This is a genomic window from Brevundimonas sp., from assembly GCF_024711105.1.
Classification (GTDB): Bacteria; Pseudomonadota; Alphaproteobacteria; order Caulobacterales; family Caulobacteraceae; genus Brevundimonas.
Genome location: NZ_JANJTL010000060.1, coordinates 1 through 18590, shown reverse-complemented (window position 1 = coordinate 18590; position 18590 = coordinate 1). Strand labels below are relative to the sequence as shown.

23 protein-coding genes and 1 tRNA gene are annotated in these 18590 nt (G+C 69.7%); 14 read left to right on the top strand and 10 right to left on the bottom strand.

Annotated features, from left to right (window positions below; genetic code table 11):
- Nucleotide 1: 1 nt before the first annotated feature.
- The gene (locus tag Q0M60_RS04885) at nt 2–343 is read right to left on the bottom strand and encodes a cytochrome c (protein ID WP_296816666.1); all 342 of its coding nucleotides are present in this window, start codon (nt 341–343) and stop codon (nt 2–4) included.
- A gap of 178 nt (nt 344–521) precedes the next feature.
- Here Q0M60_RS04885 and Q0M60_RS04880 point away from each other — a divergent pair, with 178 nt between their 5' ends.
- The 4 genes from Q0M60_RS04880 to Q0M60_RS04865 all read left to right on the top strand — a co-directional run bounded on the left by Q0M60_RS04880 (nt 522) and on the right by Q0M60_RS04865 (nt 1954).
- A complete protein-coding gene (locus Q0M60_RS04880; protein WP_296816663.1) occupies nt 522–980 on the top strand; it encodes a host attachment protein in 459 nt (152 codons plus the stop codon).
- Nucleotides 981–1041: 61 nt separating this feature from the next.
- The gene (locus tag Q0M60_RS04875; protein WP_296816661.1) at nt 1042–1335 is read left to right on the top strand and encodes a hypothetical protein; all 294 of its coding nucleotides are present in this window, start codon (nt 1042–1044) and stop codon (nt 1333–1335) included.
- Between the two features lie 3 nt (nt 1336–1338).
- Nucleotides 1339–1716, top strand: a complete 378-nt coding sequence (locus Q0M60_RS04870; protein WP_296816659.1) for a hypothetical protein — start codon at nt 1339–1341, stop codon at nt 1714–1716.
- A gap of 1 nt (nt 1717) precedes the next feature.
- Nucleotides 1718–1954: a hypothetical protein gene (locus tag Q0M60_RS04865; RefSeq protein ID WP_296816657.1), complete on the top strand. Its 237-nt coding sequence runs from the start codon at nt 1718–1720 to the stop codon at nt 1952–1954.
- Here Q0M60_RS04865 and Q0M60_RS04860 read toward each other — a convergent pair.
- The gene (locus Q0M60_RS04860) at nt 1951–2379 is read right to left on the bottom strand and encodes a thioesterase family protein (protein ID WP_296816655.1); all 429 of its coding nucleotides are present in this window, start codon (nt 2377–2379) and stop codon (nt 1951–1953) included. The two genes, Q0M60_RS04865 and Q0M60_RS04860, sit on opposite strands and share 4 nt — an antisense overlap.
- Nucleotides 2380–2470: 91 nt before the next feature.
- Between Q0M60_RS04860 and Q0M60_RS04855 the strand changes: the two genes are divergently transcribed.
- The 5 genes from Q0M60_RS04855 to Q0M60_RS04835 all read left to right on the top strand — a co-directional run bounded on the left by Q0M60_RS04855 (nt 2471) and on the right by Q0M60_RS04835 (nt 8186).
- Nucleotides 2471–4786 carry a bifunctional salicylyl-CoA 5-hydroxylase/oxidoreductase gene (locus tag Q0M60_RS04855; protein WP_296816654.1) on the top strand — a complete coding sequence of 772 codons (2316 nt, stop codon included), beginning with the start codon at nt 2471–2473 and terminating at the stop codon, nt 4784–4786.
- A gap of 175 nt (nt 4787–4961) precedes the next feature.
- The gene (locus tag Q0M60_RS04850; protein WP_296816652.1) at nt 4962–5738 is read left to right on the top strand and encodes an SDR family NAD(P)-dependent oxidoreductase; all 777 of its coding nucleotides are present in this window, start codon (nt 4962–4964) and stop codon (nt 5736–5738) included.
- A 9-nt stretch (nt 5739–5747) separates the two neighbouring features.
- On the top strand, nt 5748–6590 hold the full coding sequence (locus Q0M60_RS04845; protein ID WP_296816649.1) for an enoyl-CoA hydratase family protein: 843 nt from the start codon (nt 5748–5750) through the stop codon (nt 6588–6590).
- Nucleotides 6591–6594: 4 nt separating this feature from the next.
- Nucleotides 6595–7782: an acyl-CoA dehydrogenase family protein gene (locus Q0M60_RS04840; RefSeq protein WP_296816647.1), complete on the top strand. Its 1188-nt coding sequence runs from the start codon at nt 6595–6597 to the stop codon at nt 7780–7782.
- Nucleotides 7779–8186 (top strand): RidA family protein, encoded by a 408-nt coding sequence (locus tag Q0M60_RS04835; RefSeq protein ID WP_296816645.1) that lies wholly within the window; start codon nt 7779–7781, stop codon nt 8184–8186. Before Q0M60_RS04840 ends, Q0M60_RS04835 begins: the two co-directional genes overlap by 4 nt.
- Nucleotides 8187–8375: 189 nt before the next feature.
- Here Q0M60_RS04835 and Q0M60_RS04830 read toward each other — a convergent pair whose 3' ends face one another.
- Complete coding sequence (locus Q0M60_RS04830; RefSeq protein WP_296816643.1) at nt 8376–9209, bottom strand: alpha/beta hydrolase; 834 nt, start codon at nt 9207–9209, stop codon at nt 8376–8378.
- Between the two features lie 72 nt (nt 9210–9281).
- Between Q0M60_RS04830 and Q0M60_RS04825 the strand changes: the two genes are divergently transcribed.
- Complete coding sequence (locus Q0M60_RS04825) at nt 9282–9542, top strand: Lrp/AsnC ligand binding domain-containing protein (protein ID WP_296816640.1); 261 nt, start codon at nt 9282–9284, stop codon at nt 9540–9542.
- Between the two features lie 186 nt (nt 9543–9728).
- On the opposite strand, the gene Q0M60_RS04820 is transcribed toward Q0M60_RS04825, so the two are convergent.
- A complete protein-coding gene (locus Q0M60_RS04820) occupies nt 9729–11342 on the bottom strand; it encodes an AMP-binding protein (protein WP_296816638.1) in 1614 nt (537 codons plus the stop codon).
- A gap of 75 nt (nt 11343–11417) precedes the next feature.
- Entirely contained in the window at nt 11418–12233 is an 816-nt protein-coding gene (locus tag Q0M60_RS04815) for a hypothetical protein (RefSeq protein WP_296816635.1), read from the bottom strand.
- 134 nt (nt 12234–12367) lie between these two features.
- On the opposite strand from Q0M60_RS04815, the gene Q0M60_RS04810 reads away from it, so the two are divergent.
- Nucleotides 12368–13657: an O-antigen ligase gene (locus Q0M60_RS04810; protein WP_296816633.1), complete on the top strand. Its 1290-nt coding sequence runs from the start codon at nt 12368–12370 to the stop codon at nt 13655–13657.
- On the opposite strand, the gene Q0M60_RS04805 is transcribed toward Q0M60_RS04810, so the two are convergent.
- The 3 genes from Q0M60_RS04805 to Q0M60_RS04795 all read right to left on the bottom strand — a co-directional run bounded on the left by Q0M60_RS04805 (nt 13625) and on the right by Q0M60_RS04795 (nt 15039).
- Nucleotides 13625–14407 carry a hypothetical protein gene (locus Q0M60_RS04805; RefSeq protein WP_296816630.1) on the bottom strand — a complete coding sequence of 261 codons (783 nt, stop codon included), beginning with the start codon at nt 14405–14407 and terminating at the stop codon, nt 13625–13627. The genes Q0M60_RS04810 and Q0M60_RS04805 overlap by 33 nt on opposite strands.
- A 48-nt stretch (nt 14408–14455) precedes the next feature.
- A tRNA-Lys gene (locus Q0M60_RS04800) sits at nt 14456–14532 on the bottom strand.
- 117 nt (nt 14533–14649) lie between these two features.
- On the bottom strand, nt 14650–15039 hold the full coding sequence (locus tag Q0M60_RS04795; RefSeq protein WP_296816627.1) for a hypothetical protein: 390 nt from the start codon (nt 15037–15039) through the stop codon (nt 14650–14652).
- Nucleotides 15040–15217: 178 nt separating this feature from the next.
- On the opposite strand from Q0M60_RS04795, the gene Q0M60_RS04790 reads away from it, so the two are divergent.
- A complete protein-coding gene (locus tag Q0M60_RS04790; RefSeq protein ID WP_296816624.1) occupies nt 15218–15670 on the top strand; it encodes a hypothetical protein in 453 nt (150 codons plus the stop codon).
- Here the strand turns inward: Q0M60_RS04790 and Q0M60_RS04785 are convergent.
- Entirely contained in the window at nt 15664–16107 is a 444-nt protein-coding gene (locus Q0M60_RS04785) for a hypothetical protein (RefSeq protein ID WP_296816621.1), read from the bottom strand. The genes Q0M60_RS04790 and Q0M60_RS04785 overlap by 7 nt on opposite strands.
- A gap of 153 nt (nt 16108–16260) precedes the next feature.
- Here Q0M60_RS04785 and Q0M60_RS04780 point away from each other — a divergent pair, with 153 nt between their 5' ends.
- On the top strand, nt 16261–17118 hold the full coding sequence (locus Q0M60_RS04780) for a universal stress protein (RefSeq protein WP_296816618.1): 858 nt from the start codon (nt 16261–16263) through the stop codon (nt 17116–17118).
- 62 nt (nt 17119–17180) lie between these two features.
- On the top strand, nt 17181–18236 hold the full coding sequence (locus Q0M60_RS04775) for a DUF3419 family protein (RefSeq protein ID WP_296816615.1): 1056 nt from the start codon (nt 17181–17183) through the stop codon (nt 18234–18236).
- Here the strand turns inward: Q0M60_RS04775 and Q0M60_RS04770 are convergent.
- Nucleotides 18233–18590, bottom strand: a 358-nt coding sequence (locus Q0M60_RS04770) for a hypothetical protein (protein WP_296816613.1), incomplete at its 5' end; no start/stop codon positions are given. The two genes, Q0M60_RS04775 and Q0M60_RS04770, sit on opposite strands and share 4 nt — an antisense overlap.

Here is an 18590-nt window from a genome sequence, read left to right as displayed (position 1 = left end):
CCTAGTAGACCACTCCGTCAGTCTCCCGTTCGAGGCTTCGGAGATAGGCGGTGAGATCGGCGAGTTCGGCCTCGCTCAGTTCGACGTCCGGCATGACGGGATGGCCGGTGGTCATGCGCGAGCGAAGATCTGCGTCCTCGAAAAGCAGCCGTGAGGTGGCGGGCAGGTCCCGAAACGCCGGCGCCTCGCCGTCCGGACTACCGCCGTCACGCCCGACGGCGTGACAGGTCGCGCACCGGGCCTGAGCGATCTCGTGGCCTCGCACCTCCGCCAACAGGTCGGCCGACGGCGGCGGGTCGTCCAGTCCCGCGAGCATCGCGAGCACGATGAGAATCAGCGCCATCAGCACCTCCATGCCCCATCGAACACCGCTCGACCGACTTCGCCCATGATCTGAATCAAGTCCCCGGCGTCCGCGCGGATTTGATCGAGATCACGGCGCGCGCACGGCGGCGTTGCACTCTGCGGATCACATGGATCGGCGCCGGACTGACCGCGCGCCTCAGCAGCGAGGTGTCCTGATGGAACTGCATGGATCGACTCTGGTCGTCGTCGCCGACGGCGCCCGGGCGCGCCTGTTCGAAGAACGTGTGAGAGGCGGGCCCCTCACGGAAATCTCGGATCGGCTGGGCGATCTGTCGGCGTCCGGGCCGCGCGGTAGCGGTCACTCGGGGCGGGTGTTCGACCGTTTCGGATCCGGATCGCACACAACCGGCGGAGACTCTCCGAAGGTGCGCGACGAGGCTGCGTTTGTCAGCCGCCTGGCGGGCCGGCTCGACGCCGTGGTCGCCCACGGGCGTTTTGAAGAGGCTGTCTTGATCGCAGCGCCGCGGGCGCTCGGCGGCCTGCGCGCGGCCCTGTCCGGCGCCCTGGCGAAGCGCGTCCAGGGCTCCGAAGCCGCGGACCGTTGCTCCGAAACCGCGGACGAGATCCGCGCCGCCCTGCGGCACATCCGGCTCGGTCGGGCGGAGAGAGCTTGATCCAGATCATGGCCGCGGCCGGCGTACCCAGCCAAGCATGTCGCCAATAAGGGAGAACGCCATGTCCAAGAACGCCGAAAAACTGAACCGCGACATCCACATGCTGGTCTCGGAGATCACCGAGGACCTGCGCCACGCCGCCGACAAGACGGGAGACGAGGCGGCCGAGGCCATGCGCCGCTCGTCCAAGGCGCTGCGCAAGGCCGCCAAGCGCCTGGGCGAGGAGCTCAAGGAAACCGGCCAGGACGCCGTCGAAGGGGTGAAGGCGCATCCGATCGCCACCGCCGCGGTGATCGCATCGGCCGCGGCCCTGATCGGTTTCGCCCTCTCCCGGCGCGGCGGCGAGGACAGCTGAGCCGTGGCCGGCTTCCATCACATCCACCTTGAGCTGGCGCGCGAGCCGGGCGCGCCCTCGGGCGACCGCGGGTTGGGCTACGACCTCGTGGCGCCGCTGGACGCCGAGGGGCGACTGGACGGCGCCCGGTGGAAGGCGGACCCGGCGCGCTCGCGCGTCCGCCGCTTTCGCGACGGTCACACCGAGGCCGTCGGCGGCCTGTCCCACGTGTCGGGCGGGCGCTGGGTGTTCGACTTCGGCGAGGACGACTGCGACGACGAGCGCGGCGTCCGCCTTGAGGACGAGCGGTTCTCGTCCGGCGAATATGTCTCGGTTCGGATGACCGACGGTCGCGTCCACACCTTCAAGGTGACGAGCGTGCGCCCGGTGGAGCCCGCCTGACATGGCGCGCCGGGGGCCCCTGCTGCCCGGTCTGGCGCTGCTGATCGCTTCGGTCCCGCCGCTGCTGATCGCCGCCGCCTTCGTGGCCATTGTGGCGCGAGGCGCCTGGCACGGCGGGCAGGCCGCCCGCGAGGAGGGTCTGATCGCGCTGGTGCTGATCCTCTTTGTGGCGGCCGCGGCGGTCGATGCGATCCTGTTGCTCGTGCTCGGCGTCTGGGCCCGCCTGCGCGACGGCTAGGCTTGCGAGCCTCCTGAAGCCTCGAGGGCCCGCAGGAGCGCGGCGCGGATGTCCTCGGGCCAAGCGATGGCCTTGTGAGTCTCCAGCGAGGTCGCGACGATGCGCTGCTCGGCGCGCCACAGGACTTCGCCCGCGCGCTCGACGCGATGCCGCAGGTCCAGCGAGGAGCGGCCGACCTTCACGACCTCCAGGTGAAAATCGAGCACGTCGCCGTGGAAGCCCGGGCGCTCGAAATGCAGGTTGAGGGTGACGGTCGGCGTGCCGATGCGGCGCTCGGAGACCAGGGCCGGCCAGGGGTGACCGATGTCGGCGAAGAAGGCCTCCATCACCCCCACCATCAGGTGCAGGTAGGAGGGGAAGTAGGCGATGCCGGACGGGTCGCAGTCGCCGAAGGTCAGGGTGCGCGTGGTGGTGAAGGCGGCCATGTCCGGTCATCCCATGACCGTCGCGGCCATGCCAGCTTGAACCTTGGCGCAGGCGCGTCCACTGTCCCGGCCGGTCAGCGAGAGGGAGCCCATGCGCATCGTCTGCATCGGCGGAGGCCCCGCCGGCCTCTACTTCGCCCTGCTTATGAAACGCCGGCATCCGGCCCACCAGATCACTGTCGTCGAGCGCAACCGGCCGTATGACACCTTCGGCTGGGGCATCGTTTTCTCCGACCAGACGATGGAATCGATGCGCCAGTGGGACCCGGAGACGGCCTCCACCATCGAGGACGCCTTCAACCACTGGGACGACATCGAGCTGGTCTTCAAGGGCACGCGCCAGCGCACCACCGGCCACGGCTTCGTCGGCATCGGCCGCAAGAAGATGCTCAACATCCTGCAGGACCGCTGCCTGGAGCTTGGCGTCGAGCTGGTCTTCGAGCGCGAGGTCAGGAGCGACGAGGAGTTTCCGGACGCCGACCTGATCATCGCCGCCGATGGGGTGAACTCGGTGATCCGCGCGCGCTATCCGGAGGTGTTCCAGCCGGACATGCTGATCCGGCCGAACCGCTACATCTGGCTGGGCACCGACAAGGCGTTCGACGCCTTCACCTTCGACTTCCGCCGCACCGCGCACGGCTGGTTCCAGGCGCACATCTACCGCTTTGACGAAACCACCTCGACCTTCATCGTCGAGACGACGGAAGAGGCCTTCCTCGCCCACGGGCTGGACACAGCCGACCAGGACCAGTCGATCGCCTTCTGCGAGGGGCTGTTCGCCGAGACGCTGGACGGCCATCGGCTGATGACCAATGCACGGCACCTGCGCGGCTCGGCCTGGCTGAACTTCCAGCGGCTGGTCTGCGAGCGGTGGAGCTGTTTCAACGGCCGCAGCCATGTCGTCCTGATGGGCGACAGCGCGCACACGGCCCACTTCGCCATCGGCTCGGGCACCAAGCTGGCCATCGACGACGCCATCGAACTGACCCGCCAGTTCGACGCCTTCGGCCACGAGGCGGCGCGGATTCCCGAAGTGCTGGAGGCCTACGAGGCCGAGCGGCGCATCGGCGTGGTGCGCATCCAGAACGCGGCGCGCAACGCCATGGAGTGGTTCGAGGTAGTCGGGCGGCGCTACGCCGACCAGTTCGAGCCGGAGCAGTTCATGTACTCCATGCTGACCCGCTCGCAGCGGATCAGCCACGAGAACCTGCGGCCGCGTGATCCGGTCTGGCTGGAAGGCTATGAGCGCTGGTTCGCCCGGCGGGCGGGCGTCGAGGTCGCTCCCGGCGAAAAGCCGCCGCCCCCGATGTTCACGCCGTACCGCGTGCGCGGGATGGAGCTGGCCAACCGCATCGTGGTCTCGCCCATGGCCATGTATTCGGCGACGGACGGCGTGCCCGACGACTTCCACCTCGTCCACATCGGCGCGCGCGCCATGGGCGGGGCGGCGCTGGTCTTCCCGGAGATGACCTGCGTCTCGCCCGATGCGCGGATCACGCCGGGCTGCCTAGGACTGTGGAACGACGACCAGGCCGAGGCTTTCCGCCGGATGGTCGACTTCGTCCACCGCGAGACGGACGCGAAGATCGGCATGCAGCTGGGTCACGCGGGCCGCAAGGGCTCGACCAGGGTCCCATGGGAGGGCGACGACGAGCCGCTGGATGAGGGAAACTGGCCGCTCATCTCCGCCTCCGCCCTGCCCTATCTGCCGCGGCTTCAGACGCCGCGGGCCATGACGCGCGAGGACATGGACCGGGTCACCGCCGACTTCGTTTCGGCGACGCGCCGGGCGGCCGAGGCCGGCTTCGACATGCTCGAGCTGCACGCGGCGCACGGCTATCTGCTGTCGAGCTTCCTCTCGCCCCTGACCAATGTCCGCGAGGACGAATATGGCGGCGATCACGCGGGCCGGGCGCGCTACCCGCTGGAGGTGTTCCGGGCCATCCGCGAGGTCTGGCCGGACGACCGGCCGATCTCGGTGCGCATCTCGGCGCACGACTGGGCCGAGGGCGGCAACACGGCCGAGGACGCCGCGATCTTCGCCGAGCTGTTCAAGGCGGCGGGCGCCGACCTGATCGACTGCTCCTCGGGCCAGGTCGTGGAGGAGGCCCAGCCGGTATATGGCCGGATGTACCAGACGCCGTTCTCGGACCGGATCCGCAACGAGGTCGATGTGGCCACCATCGCGGTCGGCGCCATTTCCGAGGCGGACCACGCCAACTCGATCATCGCGGCGGGCCGGGCGGACCTTTGCGCCATCGCCCGGCCGCACCTCGCCGATCCTTCCTGGGTGCTGCACGAGGCGGCGCGGATCGGCTATCGAGGCGTGGCCTGGCCGAAGCAGTACCTGTCGGCGCGGCGGCAGTACGAGACCAACCTGGTGCGGGCCGCCGAGGGAACGCGATGAGCCGAGACGCAACCAAGTTCCCTTCTCCCATTGGGAGAAGGTGGCCCGAAGGGCCGGATGAGGGTCGACCCTATCCGAACCTGGCGCCGTTCGACCCTCACCCTTTCGCCCGACCGATCGCGCTGCGCGCTCTCGGGGGCTCAAGCCCTCTCCCATTGGGAGAGGGAGCGCGCTCATGACCGCAACACGACGCCACGCCCTCGTCACGGGCGCCGGCACCGGCATCGGCCGGGCCATCGCGCTGGCGCTGGCCGGCGCGGGCCACGCCGTGACGCTCGCCGGTCGCAGGGCTGAACCGCTGGAGGCGGTCGCAGGCGAGATCGGCGCTGAGCACTGCCTCGTCGCCCCCGGCTTCGACGTGACGGATGCGGGGTCCGTGGAGGCCGGCATCGCAGCCGCGATCGAGCGGTTCGGGGACATCGCGGTGCTGGTGAACTGCGCGGGCGAGGCGCCCTCGGCGCCGTTCGAACGGACGGACCGGGCGACGTGGGACCGGGCGCTGGGCGTGAACCTGACCGGCGCCTTTCTGACGACCCAGGCCGCCCTGCCCTCGCTCCGGCGGGCGGGCGAGGCACGGATCATCAACATCGCCTCGACGGCGGGCCTGACCGGCTACGCCTATGTCACCGCCTATTGCGCGGCCAAGCACGGGCTAGTGGGCCTGACCCGCGCGCTGGCGCTGGAGCTGGCGAAGACGGATGTGACCGTGAACGCGGTCTGCCCGGGCTTCACGGACACGCCGCTGCTGGACGGGGCGGTCGAGACGATCACGTCCAGGACGGGCCGTTCGGCGGACGAGGCGCGGGCCGGGCTGGCGCGGAGCAATCCGCAGGGCCGGCTGGTCACGCCCGAGGAAGTGGCCGACACAGTGCTGTGGCTGGCGGGGCCGGGCGCCTCGGCGATCACCGGCCAGGCGATCGTGGTCGCCGGCGGCGAAGTCATGGCGGGCTGAGGAACGAAGATGACCAATCCGATGCAGGCCAAGCGCCGCGCCTTCAAGGACCACCGAGCCGAGCACTTCCGCTTCGAGACGAGTGAGGACGGGCGGGTCGCGACCATCACGCTCGACCGGCCCGACAAGAAGAACCCCCTGACCTTCGACAGCTATCAGGAGCTGACCGACCTGTTCCGGGCGCTCGGTCAGGCCAGCGACGTGCGGGCCGTGGTCCTGACCGGGGCCGGAGACAACTTCTGTTCGGGCGGGGACGTGTTCGAGATCATCGAGCCCCTGACCCGCATGGCCATGCCGGACCTGATCGCCTTCACCCGGATGACGGGCGACCTGGTGCGCCAGATCCGCGCCTGCCCGCAGCCGGTGATCGCGGCGGTGGACGGGGTCTGCGCGGGCGCGGGCGCCATCCTCGCCATGGCGTCGGACCACCGGATGGCGACGCCGGAGGCGAAGACCGCCTTCCTGTTCACTCGGGTGGGCCTGGCCGGCGCGGACATGGGCGCCTGCGGGATCCTGCCGCGCATCATCGGCCAGGGCCGGGCCGCGGACCTGCTGTTCACCGGCCGGGCCATGACGGCGGCGGAGGGCCACGCCTGGGGCTTCTACAATGCGCTGCATCCGCGCGAGAGCCTGCTGGAGGCCGCCCGGGCCTACGCCCGCAACCTCGCCGACGGCCCGTGGTTCGCCCACGCCATGACAAAGAAGATGCTCGACCAGGAATGGTCCATGGGCATCGAGGAGATGATCGAGTCCGAGGCCCAGGCCCAGGCCATCTGCATGGCCACCGGCGACTTCCGCCGCGCCTTCGAGGCCTTCGCGGCCAAGGAGAAGCCCCGGTTCGAGGGGAACTGAGCCGATGCTGACCGGCCCCTCGCGCGAGCATCTGGACTGGCCGTTCCTGGGCGAGGAGCACCGCGCGCTGGCGCGCGATCTGGACGCCTTCATCGCGGGCGGCGGCCTGGGCGAGATCGATCACCACGACGCGGACGCGGCCTGCAAGGCGCTGGTCCGCAGGCTGGGGGACGCGGGCGTCCTGCGTCATTGCGTGCCTGCGGCCCACGGCGGCGCCTCGGAGGCGATCGACAGCCGGGCGCTGTGCGTGATCCGCGAGACGCTGGCCTGGCATGACGGCCTGGCCGACTTCGCCTTCGCCATGCAGGGGCTGGGCACGGGAGCGATCAGCCTGTCGGGTTCCGACGAGATGAAGGCGCGCGTCCTGCCGAAGGTGGCCGCAGGCGAGTTGATCTCCGCCTTCGCCCTGACCGAACCGGAGGCCGGTTCGGACGTCGCGGCCATGTCGACCTCGGCCCGGCGCGACGGCGACGCCTATGTGCTCGACGGCGAGAAGATCTTCATCTCCAACGGCGGGATCGCGGACGTCTATACGGTCTTCGCCCGGACCGGAGAGGCGCCGGGCACGCGCGGCATATCGGCCTTCGTGGTCTTCGCCGACACGCCGGGCTTCGAGGTGGTCGAGCGTATCGAGACCCTGGCCCCGCATCCCCTGGCGCACATCCGCTTCGACGGCTGCCGCGTGCCGGCCAGTCAGCTGCTGGGCGAGCCGGGCGAGGGCTTCAAGATCGCGATGCGGACCCTCGACATCTTCCGGCCGTCAGTGGCGGCGGCAGCGCTGGGCTTCGCCCGCAGGGCGCTGGATGAGGCCGTGGCGCACGCCCGCTCGCGGCGGATGTTCGGGGCGACCCTGGCGGACCTGCCGACCGCCCAGAGCACGCTCGGCGAAATGGCCACGGCCATCGACGCGGCCTCCCTGCTGGTCATGCGCACGGCCTGGCGGCGCGACGTGCAGAAGCTGAACGCGACGAAGGAGGCGGCCATGGCCAAGATGACCGCCACCGAGAACGCCCAGTGGGTCATCGACCAGGCCCTGCAGATGTTCGGCGGCCGCGGCGTGCGCTCGGGCGAGATCACCGAGCGGCTCTATCGCGAGATCCGGGCCCTGCGGATCTACGAGGGAGCGACCGAGGTGCAGAAGCTGATCATCGGGCGAGAGCTGATGAAGGCGGCGGAGGGGAAGGCCCGATGAGCGACAGTCCCCACCGCATCCTGCAGCCCGAAGGCTGGGCCCGGCCGGTCGGCTACGCCAACGGGATCGAGGCGCGCGGGCGGACCGTCTTCGTGGGCGGGCAGATCGGCTGGAACAGCCAGTGCCGCTTCGAGATCCACGACCTGCCCGGACAGGTGCGCCAGACGCTGGAAAACGTGCTGGCCGTGCTGGCCGAGGCTGGCGCCGGGCCCGAGCACATCACGACCATGACCTGGTACGTCACTGATCGAAAAGCCTACTCAGCCTCGCTGAAGGAGATCGGAGCCGCCTGGAAGGCCGCCATGGGCCGAAACTTCCCGGCCATGGCCGTGGTCGAGGTCTCGGGTCTGATCGAGGACGAGGCGCTGGTGGAGATCCAGGCGACGGCGGTGGTGCCAGACTGATCGGGCTGTCGCTCCGGAAGGAGCGACACAGCGACAGAGCGACATCTCGCGGACTCAGGTGTGTCGCTGATGGAAGAGCGACACCGCGACACAGCGACACCCCCGCGACGTTCAAGGCCTGCCTATATCGATGTCAAAGACCGAGGGCGCAGCTTACGGCCGCTGAGGCCAGCGCTGCGGAACCTGCGGTCAGATTTGGCCAAGACCCTGATCTAGCACGTTTTCGTTCGCGAGAATGCGTGCGTTCAACCCGTCGGCCAAGCTGGCGATCCTGCGGATCAGGGCGCTGTCGGCGTCGAACAGCGGATCGAGCACCGTGAAGTGGTCCAGGGCCTGCAGCGCTTCGAACCGGGTCTCGGCTCCCGCCTTGCCCCAGCGATCGGCCATGTCGCGGCTCTGGCGGATGAACTCCGGGCTTTCGGCTCCGCCCACGACGCAGTCCAGCACTGCCCCGGCCGGGACCGGCCAGTCGATGGGGGAGAGCGCCGCGGCCTCGACCTCTTCGAGCCCCAGGGCAGCGTTGAGGCTCGTCGGAATCAGCGGCCGCAGGTCAAACACGCCCGAGATCGCCACGCCAGCGCTCGCCCGACCTTCCGAAAGCATGGCCGCGGCCATGTGGCCGCCGGCGGAGTGGCCGAACACCACCGGCAGGGCGCCGGTCTCTTCCCGCAGCCGGTCAAGCGCAGTCCGCACCTGGTCGAGGATGCGCCCGAGCCTGACCTGCGGCGCCAGGTCGTAGCTCGGCACGGCGAGCCCCACGCCGTTGGCCAGGAGCGCCGGCGCGATCCCGGAGAACCAGTTCTTGTCGAGCGCCTGCCAGTAGCCCCCGTGCAGGAAGACGGCGATCGGCCGTCCTTCGCCCGCCAGGAACAGGTCCATTCGCTCGCGCGGGCCGTCGCCATAGGCGATCTCGACCGGCGGATGCGCCGCCCGCGCGGCCTCGGCCGAGGCCTTCCAGCGCGCCATGACGGCGGGATGATCGGGACAGCGGGCGCGGTTGTTGTACTCGGCTTCGAGGTCCAAGCCCGCTTCGCCCTTTTGCGCCACGCCGTCCTCCGTTAGTCAGAGGCGCCTAGAGCCCCGGGAACCGCCGCCATGATGACCCCCATCTTCGTCCTCATCAAATGCGAGCTGGGCCACGCCAACGACGTGGCGGCGGATATCGTCGACAATGTCGAGAACGTCTCGGAGGTCTATTCGACCTCGGGCCAGTACGACCTCCTGGCCAAGTTCAACCTGGCGCGCGGGGCCGACATCGGCAGCTTCGTGACCAAGCACGTCCAGACGCGGCCGCACATCCGCGACACCTTCACCATCATCACGTTCTCGCCCTTCGTGCCGTCGAAGGCGGAGTGATTTCTTCGCCCCGTCAGGGGAGAAGAAGGCTCCGCGCACCGGAGGCGCCTCGCGCCGAAGGTCCGCGCGGAAGATGAGGGTTGTGGCTCAGGCCGGTGACATAACCCTCACCTCCCACCCAATCGCTTCGCGTGCCGCTCAGCGGGGCGGGGCCCTCCTCTCCCGCTGCGCGGGCGAGGAAATCGCTCAACCCCGCAGGCGGAAGCGCTGGATCTTGCCGGTCTGGGTCTTGGGCAGGGCGTCGGTGAAGCGGACCGAGCGGGGGTACTTGTAGGGGGCGATGGTCGCCTTGACGTGGTCCTGAAGGATCTGGCGCTCGGCGTCGCAGGCCTCGACGCCCTCGGCCAGCACGACATGGGCCTCGACGATCTGGCCGCGGGCCTCGTCCGGGGCGCCGACGACGGCGCATTCGGCGACGTGGGGATGGGCGAGCAGGGCGGCCTCCACCTCGGGCCCGGCGATGTTGTAGCCGCCGGAAATGATCATGTCGTCCGACCGGGCGACGAAGTGGAAATAGCCGTCCTCGTCCTGCACGAAGGTGTCGCCCGTCAGATTCCAGCCGTCGCGGACGTAGGACCTCTGGCGGTCGTCGGAGAGATAACGACAGCCCGTCGGCCCGCGCACCGCCAGCCGCCCCACCTCCCCGCGCGGAAGCTCGGCCATGTCCTCGCCGACAATGCGGGCCTCGTAGCCGCTCACCGCCCGGCCGGTGCAGCCGGGCCGCGCGTCGTCCAGCCGGTTGGAGATGAAGATGTGCAGCAGCTCGGTCGCCCCGATGCCGTCCAGGATCGGCTTGCCGGTCTTCTGCGTCCAGGCCTCGAAGATGGGCGCCGGCAGGGTCTCGCCGGCCGAGACCGCGGCCCTGAGCGACGACAGATCGGCCCCCTCCTCCAGCCCGGCCAGCATGGCGCGGTAGGCGGTCGGCGCGGTGAAGACCACCGTGGCGCGATAGGTCTCGATGATCTCCATCATGTTCGGCGGAGTGGCGCTCTCCAGCAGGATGCCGGCCGCCCCGAAGCGGAGCGGAAAGACCGCCAGTCCGCCCAGGCCGAAGGTGAAGGCCAGCGGCGGCGAGCCGACGAAGACGTCGTCTGGCGTGACCTGCAGCACCTCCCTGGCGTAGCCGTCGGCGATGATCAGGAGGTCGCGGTGGAAGTGCATGGTCGCCTTGGGCGAGCCGGTCGTGCCCGAGGTGAAGCTGAGCAGGGCCACGTCGTCGCGGCCCGTCTGGACCGCGAGCGGCGTCACCGGCTGGTTCAGGGCGACGCGATCCAGCTCGGCGTCGTGATTGGCGGTGCCGTCGAAGCCGACGACCTGCTTGAGGAAGCGGCTGTCCTTGGCGCAGGCGACCAGTTCGTCCATCAGCCGGGTGTCGCACAGCGCCAGGCCGATCTCGGCCTTGTCGACGATCTGGGACAGTTCGCCCGCGCGCAGCATCGGCATGGTGTTGACCACCACCGCGCCGGCCTTGGTCGCCGCCAGCCAACAGGCCACCATGGCCGGATTGTTCGCCGAGCGGATCAACACCCGGTTCCCGGGCTTGACGCCATAGGTCTCGACCAGCGCCCGGGCCAGCCGGTTGGTCCAGTCGGCAAGCTCCTTGTAGGTCCGCCGGCGCCCATTGCCGATCAGGGCGGTGCGGTCGCCGAAGCCCCGCTCCACCTGCCGGTCGGTCAGTTCGACGGCCGCATTCAGCCGCTCCGGATAGTCGAAGCCGCCCAGCCGAATGTCGGGCCACTGGTCGGCGGGCGGGAGGCTGTCCCGCGCGAAGGTGTCGACGTGCCCCGTCCAGCCCAGCATGCTAACCCTCTCCCGCTTCCCTAGCGGAATGTCTCGCACGGAGGCCGAAGGGCTCCAAGCCCGGGTGCTGTGGGATCAGGCGCGGTGGGGCGCGTAGCCCGGTGATGATGCATCGTCGGCCGGGGCCAGCCGGGTCCGCCAGAGCTCGAAGCTGACGATGGCGACATAGACGAGGGCGGAGACGGCCGCGAATTCGGACAGCTCCTCGAACACTTCGTGCAGCAGCAAGGCCGACGCGGTCATCGTCAGGGCCAGGGCGTAACGGCTCCGCGACACGGTTTCGCCGAGCGGGCCGAGCCGGTCCAGGAGGCCGCGCATCAGGCCAACCCGAACCAGAAGCGCGGCCACCAGGGCCGCACCGCCGATGATTTCGTAGAGCCAGTCGTAGAGGCGCGGATCGACGAAGTTATGCAGGTTGGTCTCGTGCTGGAGATTGGCCTCAGCGAAGGCGCCGGTGGCGCGCCAGTGGAACCAGTGCTGGCCGTAGCTCACCTCCTCAAGCGCCACGAAAACCAGGCCCACGGCGAACAGCACGGCCAGGACCCGGACCGCGAGCGGCGCCTCGCGCCGCAGCGCCAGGCGCACCGACAGCCAGGCGACAAACATCAGGCCGACGAAGGTCAGGGTCTCGACGAAGCCGCCGTCGAAGGTCTCGGAGCCGAAAACCCATTCGAATGGCTGGCCCGACAGGTGCGCCCAGGCGTTCAGCGGAATCAGCCCGACCCACAGCAGGACCAGCACACCGGCGCCGGCCAGGTCTGCGCCCTTGCTGGGTGCGAGGACAGAACGCCCCGGCCGGAACAGCGCCGCCGCCGAAACGGGCGCCGCCAGTAGGCAGGCGAGCACGAAGGCCACCAGGACCGGAAGGTTCTCAATCGAGCCGTCGAACATGGTTCCGGGATATGCCTCAATCCCTAAGGAAGCTTGACGTGCGGGAGCTATCAGCTTGCCCCGGCCAAGCCGTCTTAAGGGCATGTTCGCACTCTTGCGGTCCACAAGGATGGGTCCGTCCGGTCATTCGGCTCATGTCCAGCCTCTCGCCCGCTCTGCACCCTGACGTCGCCCGCACCTCGCGGCGCGAGGACGCACGGCTGACGCTCAGCGAGGGTGTGGCGCTCGCAACGGGCTTCATGACCCTGTTCATCCTTCTGCAGGGCTGGAGCGCGCCGCTCACCGGATGGTCGCTCACGGCCGAGAACTCTGCCCTGCTGCGCAACGCCTTCTGGCCGGCTTACGGCTTCACACTCGTCCTGCTGGCCCAGAGCTGGCGCGAGACCCTGCGCGCGCTGATGAAGTCGGCGCCCCTGCTGGTCCTCGTGGGGTTGGCCTTCGCATCGACCTTCTGGTCGATCGACTCGGAAGCCACCTTCCGCCGATCCGTGGCCCTTCTTTTCACCTGCCTCGCCGGATTCGTGATCGCGGCGCGCTGGCGTTGGCGGACCGTGGCCGAGCTCATCGCCGGCAACATCGCCCTGCTCGCCGTGCTCAGCTTCCTGATCGGAGCCCTGCTGCCCGCCTACGGCCGTATGGAGGAACTGTTCCCCGGCTCGTGGCGAGGCGTCTACACCGAGAAGAATGCGCTGGGCGGCATCATGGCGCTGGGCGTCTGCGTCTCCGTGGCCTCGGCTATTCTGGCGCCACGGCGGCGGCTGCTTTGGATCGCCTCGGTATTGCTCTGCCTGCTGCTGGTCCTGCTTTCGACGTCGAAGACCGCACTCGTGGCCATGGCCCTGGGACTGGCCGCCATGGGCTGGGTGTGGATCGTGCGGCGCGGGCCGGTCAGCGCGGTGGCCTTCACCTGGATTGCGGCGGTCGGCGTGTTCGGTCTGGCGGGCGCGATCGTGCTGGCGCCCGAATTCTTCTTCGACCTGCTCGGCAAGGACGCCACCCTGACGGGCCGGACCGAAATCTGGGAGGCGGCGATCCGTCAGGGCGAGCTCAAGCCGATGTGGGGCTATGGCTATGGCGTGCTCTGGGATCACATGCGCGGCTTCTATCCCGGCGCGTGGATCGCGCACCAGTCTGGCTTCATCGCGGGACACGCCCACAACAGCTGGATCGAGGTGTGGCTCGCGCTGGGCTGGGTCGGGTTGGCGCTATGGAGCCTCTACTGGCTGGTCGTCATGGGCCAGGCGATCGGGGCGGCCTATCGGCATCCCGGGGCCTATCTGGCGCTGCCGCTGCTGGTCATGATCAGCCTGCGCAGCCTCACCGAGGTGCCGACCTTCGACTATCACGACGGGGAATGGACCCTGTTCGTCACCATGGGCGCGGCTCTGGTGCTAGGCTGGCGCGAACTCGACCGGGCGCCCTAGCGCGGCGCGCGAGACCGTCCACCACAGGGCGTAGAGCACCGCCAGCGACAGGGCCATCTCGGCCACCTCCTGGAACATGTGGTGCTGCATCAGCACCGCGGCGCTGAAGGCCAGGGGCACGCCGTGCCGACTGTGGCCGATCCAGCGCGCCGGAGGCCATTGTCGCAGCGCCGTGACGATCGGGCCGAGCCCACGCCCGAAGCGCAGCATCCCGACTAGGCCGGCGATGATCAGGCCTGCAATCGCATAGGCCGCGTCGAAGACCTCGGGAGGGAAGAAATTATGGGCGTTGGTTTCGGACTGCAGGTTGTTTTCGGCGAAGAACGCGGGCGAACCCCAGTTGAACAGCCACTGGCCCCAGCTGATCTCCTCTCCGAACAGGACGAAGGCGCCGGCGGCGGCCAGCGCGTAAAGCGCCCGCTCCCAACCTTGGGTGACGAGCGCCAGCCGGGCGGCGAGAATGGCGGCGCAGGCCCAGGCGGCCACGGTCGCATATTCGGCCAGCCCGCCGTCCCCGACCTCCGGACCGAACAGCCAGAGCAGGGTCTCGGGACGCAAGTGGTTGGCGACCGCGAGCGGCGCCACGAAGGCCCAGGTCACGATCAGGCCATAGCGGCCGAGCACTTCGAGCCAGGTAAAGGGGTCTCCCGAACGGCCTTCGCGCAGCACGGTCAGCGACAACGGCGCTAGGACGAGAAATGCGGCGACCAAGACGGCCGCCGCCAGTGGGTTTTCCAAAGATCCGTCCAACACAGCCGCCTCCTACTCCGACGCGCCGGCGATCCGGCCGTCTCGGACTGGGGGGCGTTCGTGGACTTGAACCACGGACCTGCGGCTTAAGGGGCCGCCGCTCTGCGCGTCTGAGCTAAACGCCCGTACCAATCCGAGACAGAGCCGGATGGCTCACCGGGCGCGGTGCATCGCACATGCCAAGGGGCGGGACCGCGTCGCCGCGGGCCCGCCCCCCGGGGAATATCAGACCAGAACCGGCCTTAGCGCGGGCAGCTGCCGCCGTTGGGGCAGGGCTGCACGTGAACTTCCGGCGGAGCCACGATCACGTCCGACGGACGGACGTGCACCTCCGGCCGCTCCAGATAGATCTGGGCCGGTGACACATAGACGGGCGGGGCGTCGACATAGATCGGCGGGCCGCTGATGTGCACGACCGGGCCCTGAACGTGGATCGGGCGGCCGATGACGCGATAGCCTGGCGCCTGGATGCGCACGGGCGGCGGCGGCGGGCCGGGCCGGTAGAAGTCCACTTCGATCGTGCAGATGCACGGATCATCGGGATGGTGCGGCCGCTCCTGGCAACCGTGGGCGTCCTGCATCGCGGTCGCGGACAGGGCCGTCGTCAGGACAAGGCTAGATAGCCAGAACATGCACGAAACTCCCCAGCTCGTTATGGTTAACGAATAGCAACGCTACATGAAGCGCCTCGGCGACGGAAGCCGACAGGTTTCTCCTGCCGCGCGAATGCAAGGGTTAAGGTCGCATGCCTGTTCTTCGTTCCGCCTCCGCCTGTTAGGGTGAGATCCCAACCACCGCCGGACGGCTGACATGTGGGACGCAGGCCTGATTCTCGCGGCCGCCCTGGTGGCCCAGCCGCAAGCCGCCACGCTGGAAAGCTGTGAGTTCGTCGACGAGCGTTGGGTGTGCCGCTACCGGCTTCCGGACATTCAACTGCTGAGCGAACCGCCGGACGCGCCGGTCACCCTGCCGGTTCCCCTGCCCTCGGCGCCGACGACCAGCACTGACCCCGGCGTGCTGTCCGAGTCGGAATCCGAACTCGTCGCCCGCTGCGCCGAGGCGCGCTGGATCTCATTGTGCTTTCCGTCCCAGCGCGTCGAGGCGCGCCGGCTGAGGGATGAGGCCCGCGCCTATGAGGCGGCGCGGCAGCGTGTGGGCGAACTGATCAGCCAGGGCCAGTGCCAGGCGGCGACCGCGCATGCGCTGAGTGGCGGCTATCTGGCGCTCGCTCGCGAATCCCAGGGCTTCTGCCGGACTCAGTGAGGCGGCGTCGCCGGCTCCTGGACGCATTGTGCGCCTTGCGGACAGGGCTCGAAATGCACCTCCGGCGGCGCGACGATCACCTCCGAAGGCCGCACGATGATCTCCGGTCGCTCCACGTAGATCTGCGCCGGCTCCACATAAACCGGCGGGGCGTCGACGTAGATGCGCGGGCCTTCGATGTAGACCGGCGGGCTCGGCCGGCGCACCGGCCGGCCCCGGACCACATAGTCGCGACGCTCATAGCCGCGCACCTCGTAGTCCCGGCGTGGATAGTCGCCGGGGTGATAGTAGAAGGGCCGCGGATAGTAGTAGGGCGGCAGCCGCTCGCAGCGGCACGGCACGCGATAGTCGTGAGGAACCTCCGGACAGCCGTGCGGATCGTGGGCGACCGTGAAGGCAGCCGTGGCGGCCAATCCCAGGCTCGTCAGCCAGATCATCGGAAGCGGGCCCTCCGGGGCGGTTTCGTTCAGGATTTCAGACCTCGACGCGGGCGCCACCGGATTCTCCCCCCCGGTGTGGCCGCGGCTTGAGGCAAATCAAGGCGCAACCCGCGCGGACCGGCGCAGGTTGGGGCCCTCAAGGAGGGTCCGATGAGCTACAAGTCCATCCTGGTCCTGGCGCTCGGGCGCCATGACGAGCCGGCCATCCACGCCGGTGCCTGGCTGGCCGCCGAGCACGACGCGGTCGCCCACGTCCTGCCGGTCTATCCCGACCTCGCGGCCGACTTCGCCGCCACGGCCACCGCCTTCGGGGGGGCGGCTCCTCCGGGAGCCTTCGACGCCGCCGCCGAGATCGCCGAGGAGAACCAGTCCCGCATCGACGCGGCCTGTTTCGCCGCGGCGGCCGGCGCCGACATCGTGCTGGGGGCCGGCGAAGAAAGCCCCCGCCTCATTTCTCACCCCTACGAGCGCCGCGTCTGGGCGAGCCTTGAGCGGGCCTGCGTCCTCGCCGACCTGGCGGTCGTGTCCGGCGAAATCCTGGGCAAGGAGCACGAACGGACGGTCCAGTTCGTCGAGGAGGTGCTGATGCGCCAGCGGCTGCCGCTGCTGATCGCGCGAGGCTCGCCCGACCAGTTAAGCGGCCGGGCGGTGATCGCCTGGAACGGCCGGATCGAGGCGGCCCGCGCCGTGCGGGCAGCCCTGCCGCTGCTGGGCGGCTGCTCCGACATCGACATCGTCGGGCATGGGGACAACGGCGATCCGGCGCGACCCTCGATGGACCAGCTGTCGGACTTCCTGAAGCTGCATGGGGTCGGGTCGGCGGACATCCTAGCGCTCGCAGGCGACGACCCCGCGACGGCCATATTGACCGCCTGCCAGACCAAACAGGCCGGACTTCTGGTGGCCGGGGCCTACGGGCACTCCCGACTCCGCGAGTTCGTCCTGGGCGGGGTGACGCGCGCCCTGCTTGAGGCGGAGGACGGTCCTTCCCTGCTTCTGGCGCACTAGCCAGACGGCCGCCAGTGCGGGACACAGGGCGCGGGGGCGCCGCGCCCCGTTGACGGGGCGCCATGAGCGAAAGCCGCTTCTTTTCCCGACTGGCCTTCACCTCGGCCAACGAGGACGGCCGCACAGAACTGGCGGCGCTGCGTCTGGGGCCCGAAGACCGCGTCCTGTGCCTGACCGGTAGTGGCGCGCGGGTGTTCGACCTGTTGCTGGGGGATCCGGGCCACGTCGTGGCGCTGGACGTCAATCCGGCCCAGTGCCGCCTGATGCGGCTGAAGATCGCCGCCTGGCGCGCGCTCGACCATGGGGAGATGCTCGACTGGCTGGGCGTGACGGACGGACCCGACCGGCTGGCCCTGCATGCCCGGGTCGAACCGCGACTGTCGGACGAGGACCGGGACGGGTGGCGGCGCAGCGGCGTGATCGGCCACGGGGTCTGGCGAGCCGGCCTGTGGGAGCAGACGCTGCGAACCCTGGCGCGCGGCGCGGGGCTGGCGCGCGGCGCGCTCATCCGTGAGCTGTTCGCCTGCGCCACGGTCGAGGACCAGGCGCGCTTCTGGGCCGAGCGCTGGGACCGGGGCATCTGGCCGCCGGCGCTGCAGCTGCTGGCCGCCAAGCCCCTGTGGCGATGGGTCGGCGAACCGGGCGGCGAACTCCTGCCGTCTGCGGCGGAGTGCGAGCGGATCTTGCGCGAGCGGTTTGTCAGGGCGTCCCAGACCTTCCTGTTCTCGCAGAGCGACTTCGCCTGGCTGATGCTGCGAGGGCGGCATTCGACCGAGGCCCTTCCACTGCATCTGGAACCACAGGCCTTCGACACTATCCGAACGCGGCTGGACCGCATCGAGGTGCGCCAGGGCGGCCTGGATGACCTGCCGGCGGACCACGGCTTTACCGCCTTCTCGCTGTCGGACTTCGGGTCCTACACCGGGCCGGAGCTCTATGCCGCCATCTGGCGGTCGGTGCTGGGCGCCGCGGCGCCGGGCGCGCGCTGGTGCGAACGGGTGCTGCTCAATCCCCTGCCGCCGCCTGAGGCGGCCCGAGTCGACACGGCCCTGTCGGAGCGGCTGTCCCGCGAGGACCGCGCGATCGTTTACGACATCCGGGCCGGGACGATCGGCTAGGGTCGCCAGAGGCGCTCGACGCGGCGCAGCTTTCGGTCAGTCGGCAGCCCGAAGGCGGGTGTGAGGCGCGTCTGGACGACCGCCTCGCCGCCCGCCCGGACGATCGCCTCGATCAGCGCCCGGGCCACGCGAGGCGCCGCCTCGGCCAGGGCGGCGTCCAGTTCGACTTCAACCTCGCCCGGCCCGGTCTGGAGGATGCGGAAATCCGTAATGCGGCGGTCGGCGTCGACGACGGCGTTGCGCAAAATGTCCGGCGTGACGAGCGCGCCGAGGTCGAAGATGTCGTCCTGACGCCCGTGGATGGCCCGCACGGCCCGGAGCGGCGAGCCGCAGGCGCAGGGCTCCTCGGCGAAG

Coding starts and splice junctions, on each gene's coding strand:
- Q0M60_RS04850 (WP_296816652.1), top strand. CDS start 4,962: ATGACCGCAACACGACGCCACGCCCTCGTCACGGGCGCCGGCACCGGC.
- Q0M60_RS04820 (WP_296816638.1), bottom strand. CDS start 11,342: ATGCTGGGCTGGACGGGGCACGTCGACACCTTCGCGCGGGACAGCCTC.
- Q0M60_RS04785 (WP_296816621.1), bottom strand. CDS start 16,107: ATGATCTGGCTGACGAGCCTGGGATTGGCCGCCACGGCTGCCTTCACG.
- Q0M60_RS04880 (WP_296816663.1), top strand. CDS start 522: ATGGAACTGCATGGATCGACTCTGGTCGTCGTCGCCGACGGCGCCCGG.
- Q0M60_RS04825 (WP_296816640.1), top strand. CDS start 9,282: ATGATGACCCCCATCTTCGTCCTCATCAAATGCGAGCTGGGCCACGCC.
- Q0M60_RS04810 (WP_296816633.1), top strand. CDS start 12,368: ATGTCCAGCCTCTCGCCCGCTCTGCACCCTGACGTCGCCCGCACCTCG.
- Q0M60_RS04860 (WP_296816655.1), bottom strand. CDS start 2,379: ATGGCCGCCTTCACCACCACGCGCACCCTGACCTTCGGCGACTGCGAC.
- Q0M60_RS04855 (WP_296816654.1), top strand. CDS start 2,471: ATGCGCATCGTCTGCATCGGCGGAGGCCCCGCCGGCCTCTACTTCGCC.
- Q0M60_RS04840 (WP_296816647.1), top strand. CDS start 6,595: ATGCTGACCGGCCCCTCGCGCGAGCATCTGGACTGGCCGTTCCTGGGC.
- Q0M60_RS04775 (WP_296816615.1), top strand. CDS start 17,181: ATGAGCGAAAGCCGCTTCTTTTCCCGACTGGCCTTCACCTCGGCCAAC.
- Q0M60_RS04845 (WP_296816649.1), top strand. CDS start 5,748: ATGACCAATCCGATGCAGGCCAAGCGCCGCGCCTTCAAGGACCACCGA.
- Q0M60_RS04875 (WP_296816661.1), top strand. CDS start 1,042: ATGTCCAAGAACGCCGAAAAACTGAACCGCGACATCCACATGCTGGTC.
- Q0M60_RS04835 (WP_296816645.1), top strand. CDS start 7,779: ATGAGCGACAGTCCCCACCGCATCCTGCAGCCCGAAGGCTGGGCCCGG.
- Q0M60_RS04815 (WP_296816635.1), bottom strand. CDS start 12,233: ATGTTCGACGGCTCGATTGAGAACCTTCCGGTCCTGGTGGCCTTCGTG.
- Q0M60_RS04780 (WP_296816618.1), top strand. CDS start 16,261: ATGAGCTACAAGTCCATCCTGGTCCTGGCGCTCGGGCGCCATGACGAG.
- Q0M60_RS04795 (WP_296816627.1), bottom strand. CDS start 15,039: ATGTTCTGGCTATCTAGCCTTGTCCTGACGACGGCCCTGTCCGCGACC.
- Q0M60_RS04865 (WP_296816657.1), top strand. CDS start 1,718: ATGGCGCGCCGGGGGCCCCTGCTGCCCGGTCTGGCGCTGCTGATCGCT.
- Q0M60_RS04885 (WP_296816666.1), bottom strand. CDS start 343: ATGGCGCTGATTCTCATCGTGCTCGCGATGCTCGCGGGACTGGACGAC.
- Q0M60_RS04790 (WP_296816624.1), top strand. CDS start 15,218: ATGTGGGACGCAGGCCTGATTCTCGCGGCCGCCCTGGTGGCCCAGCCG.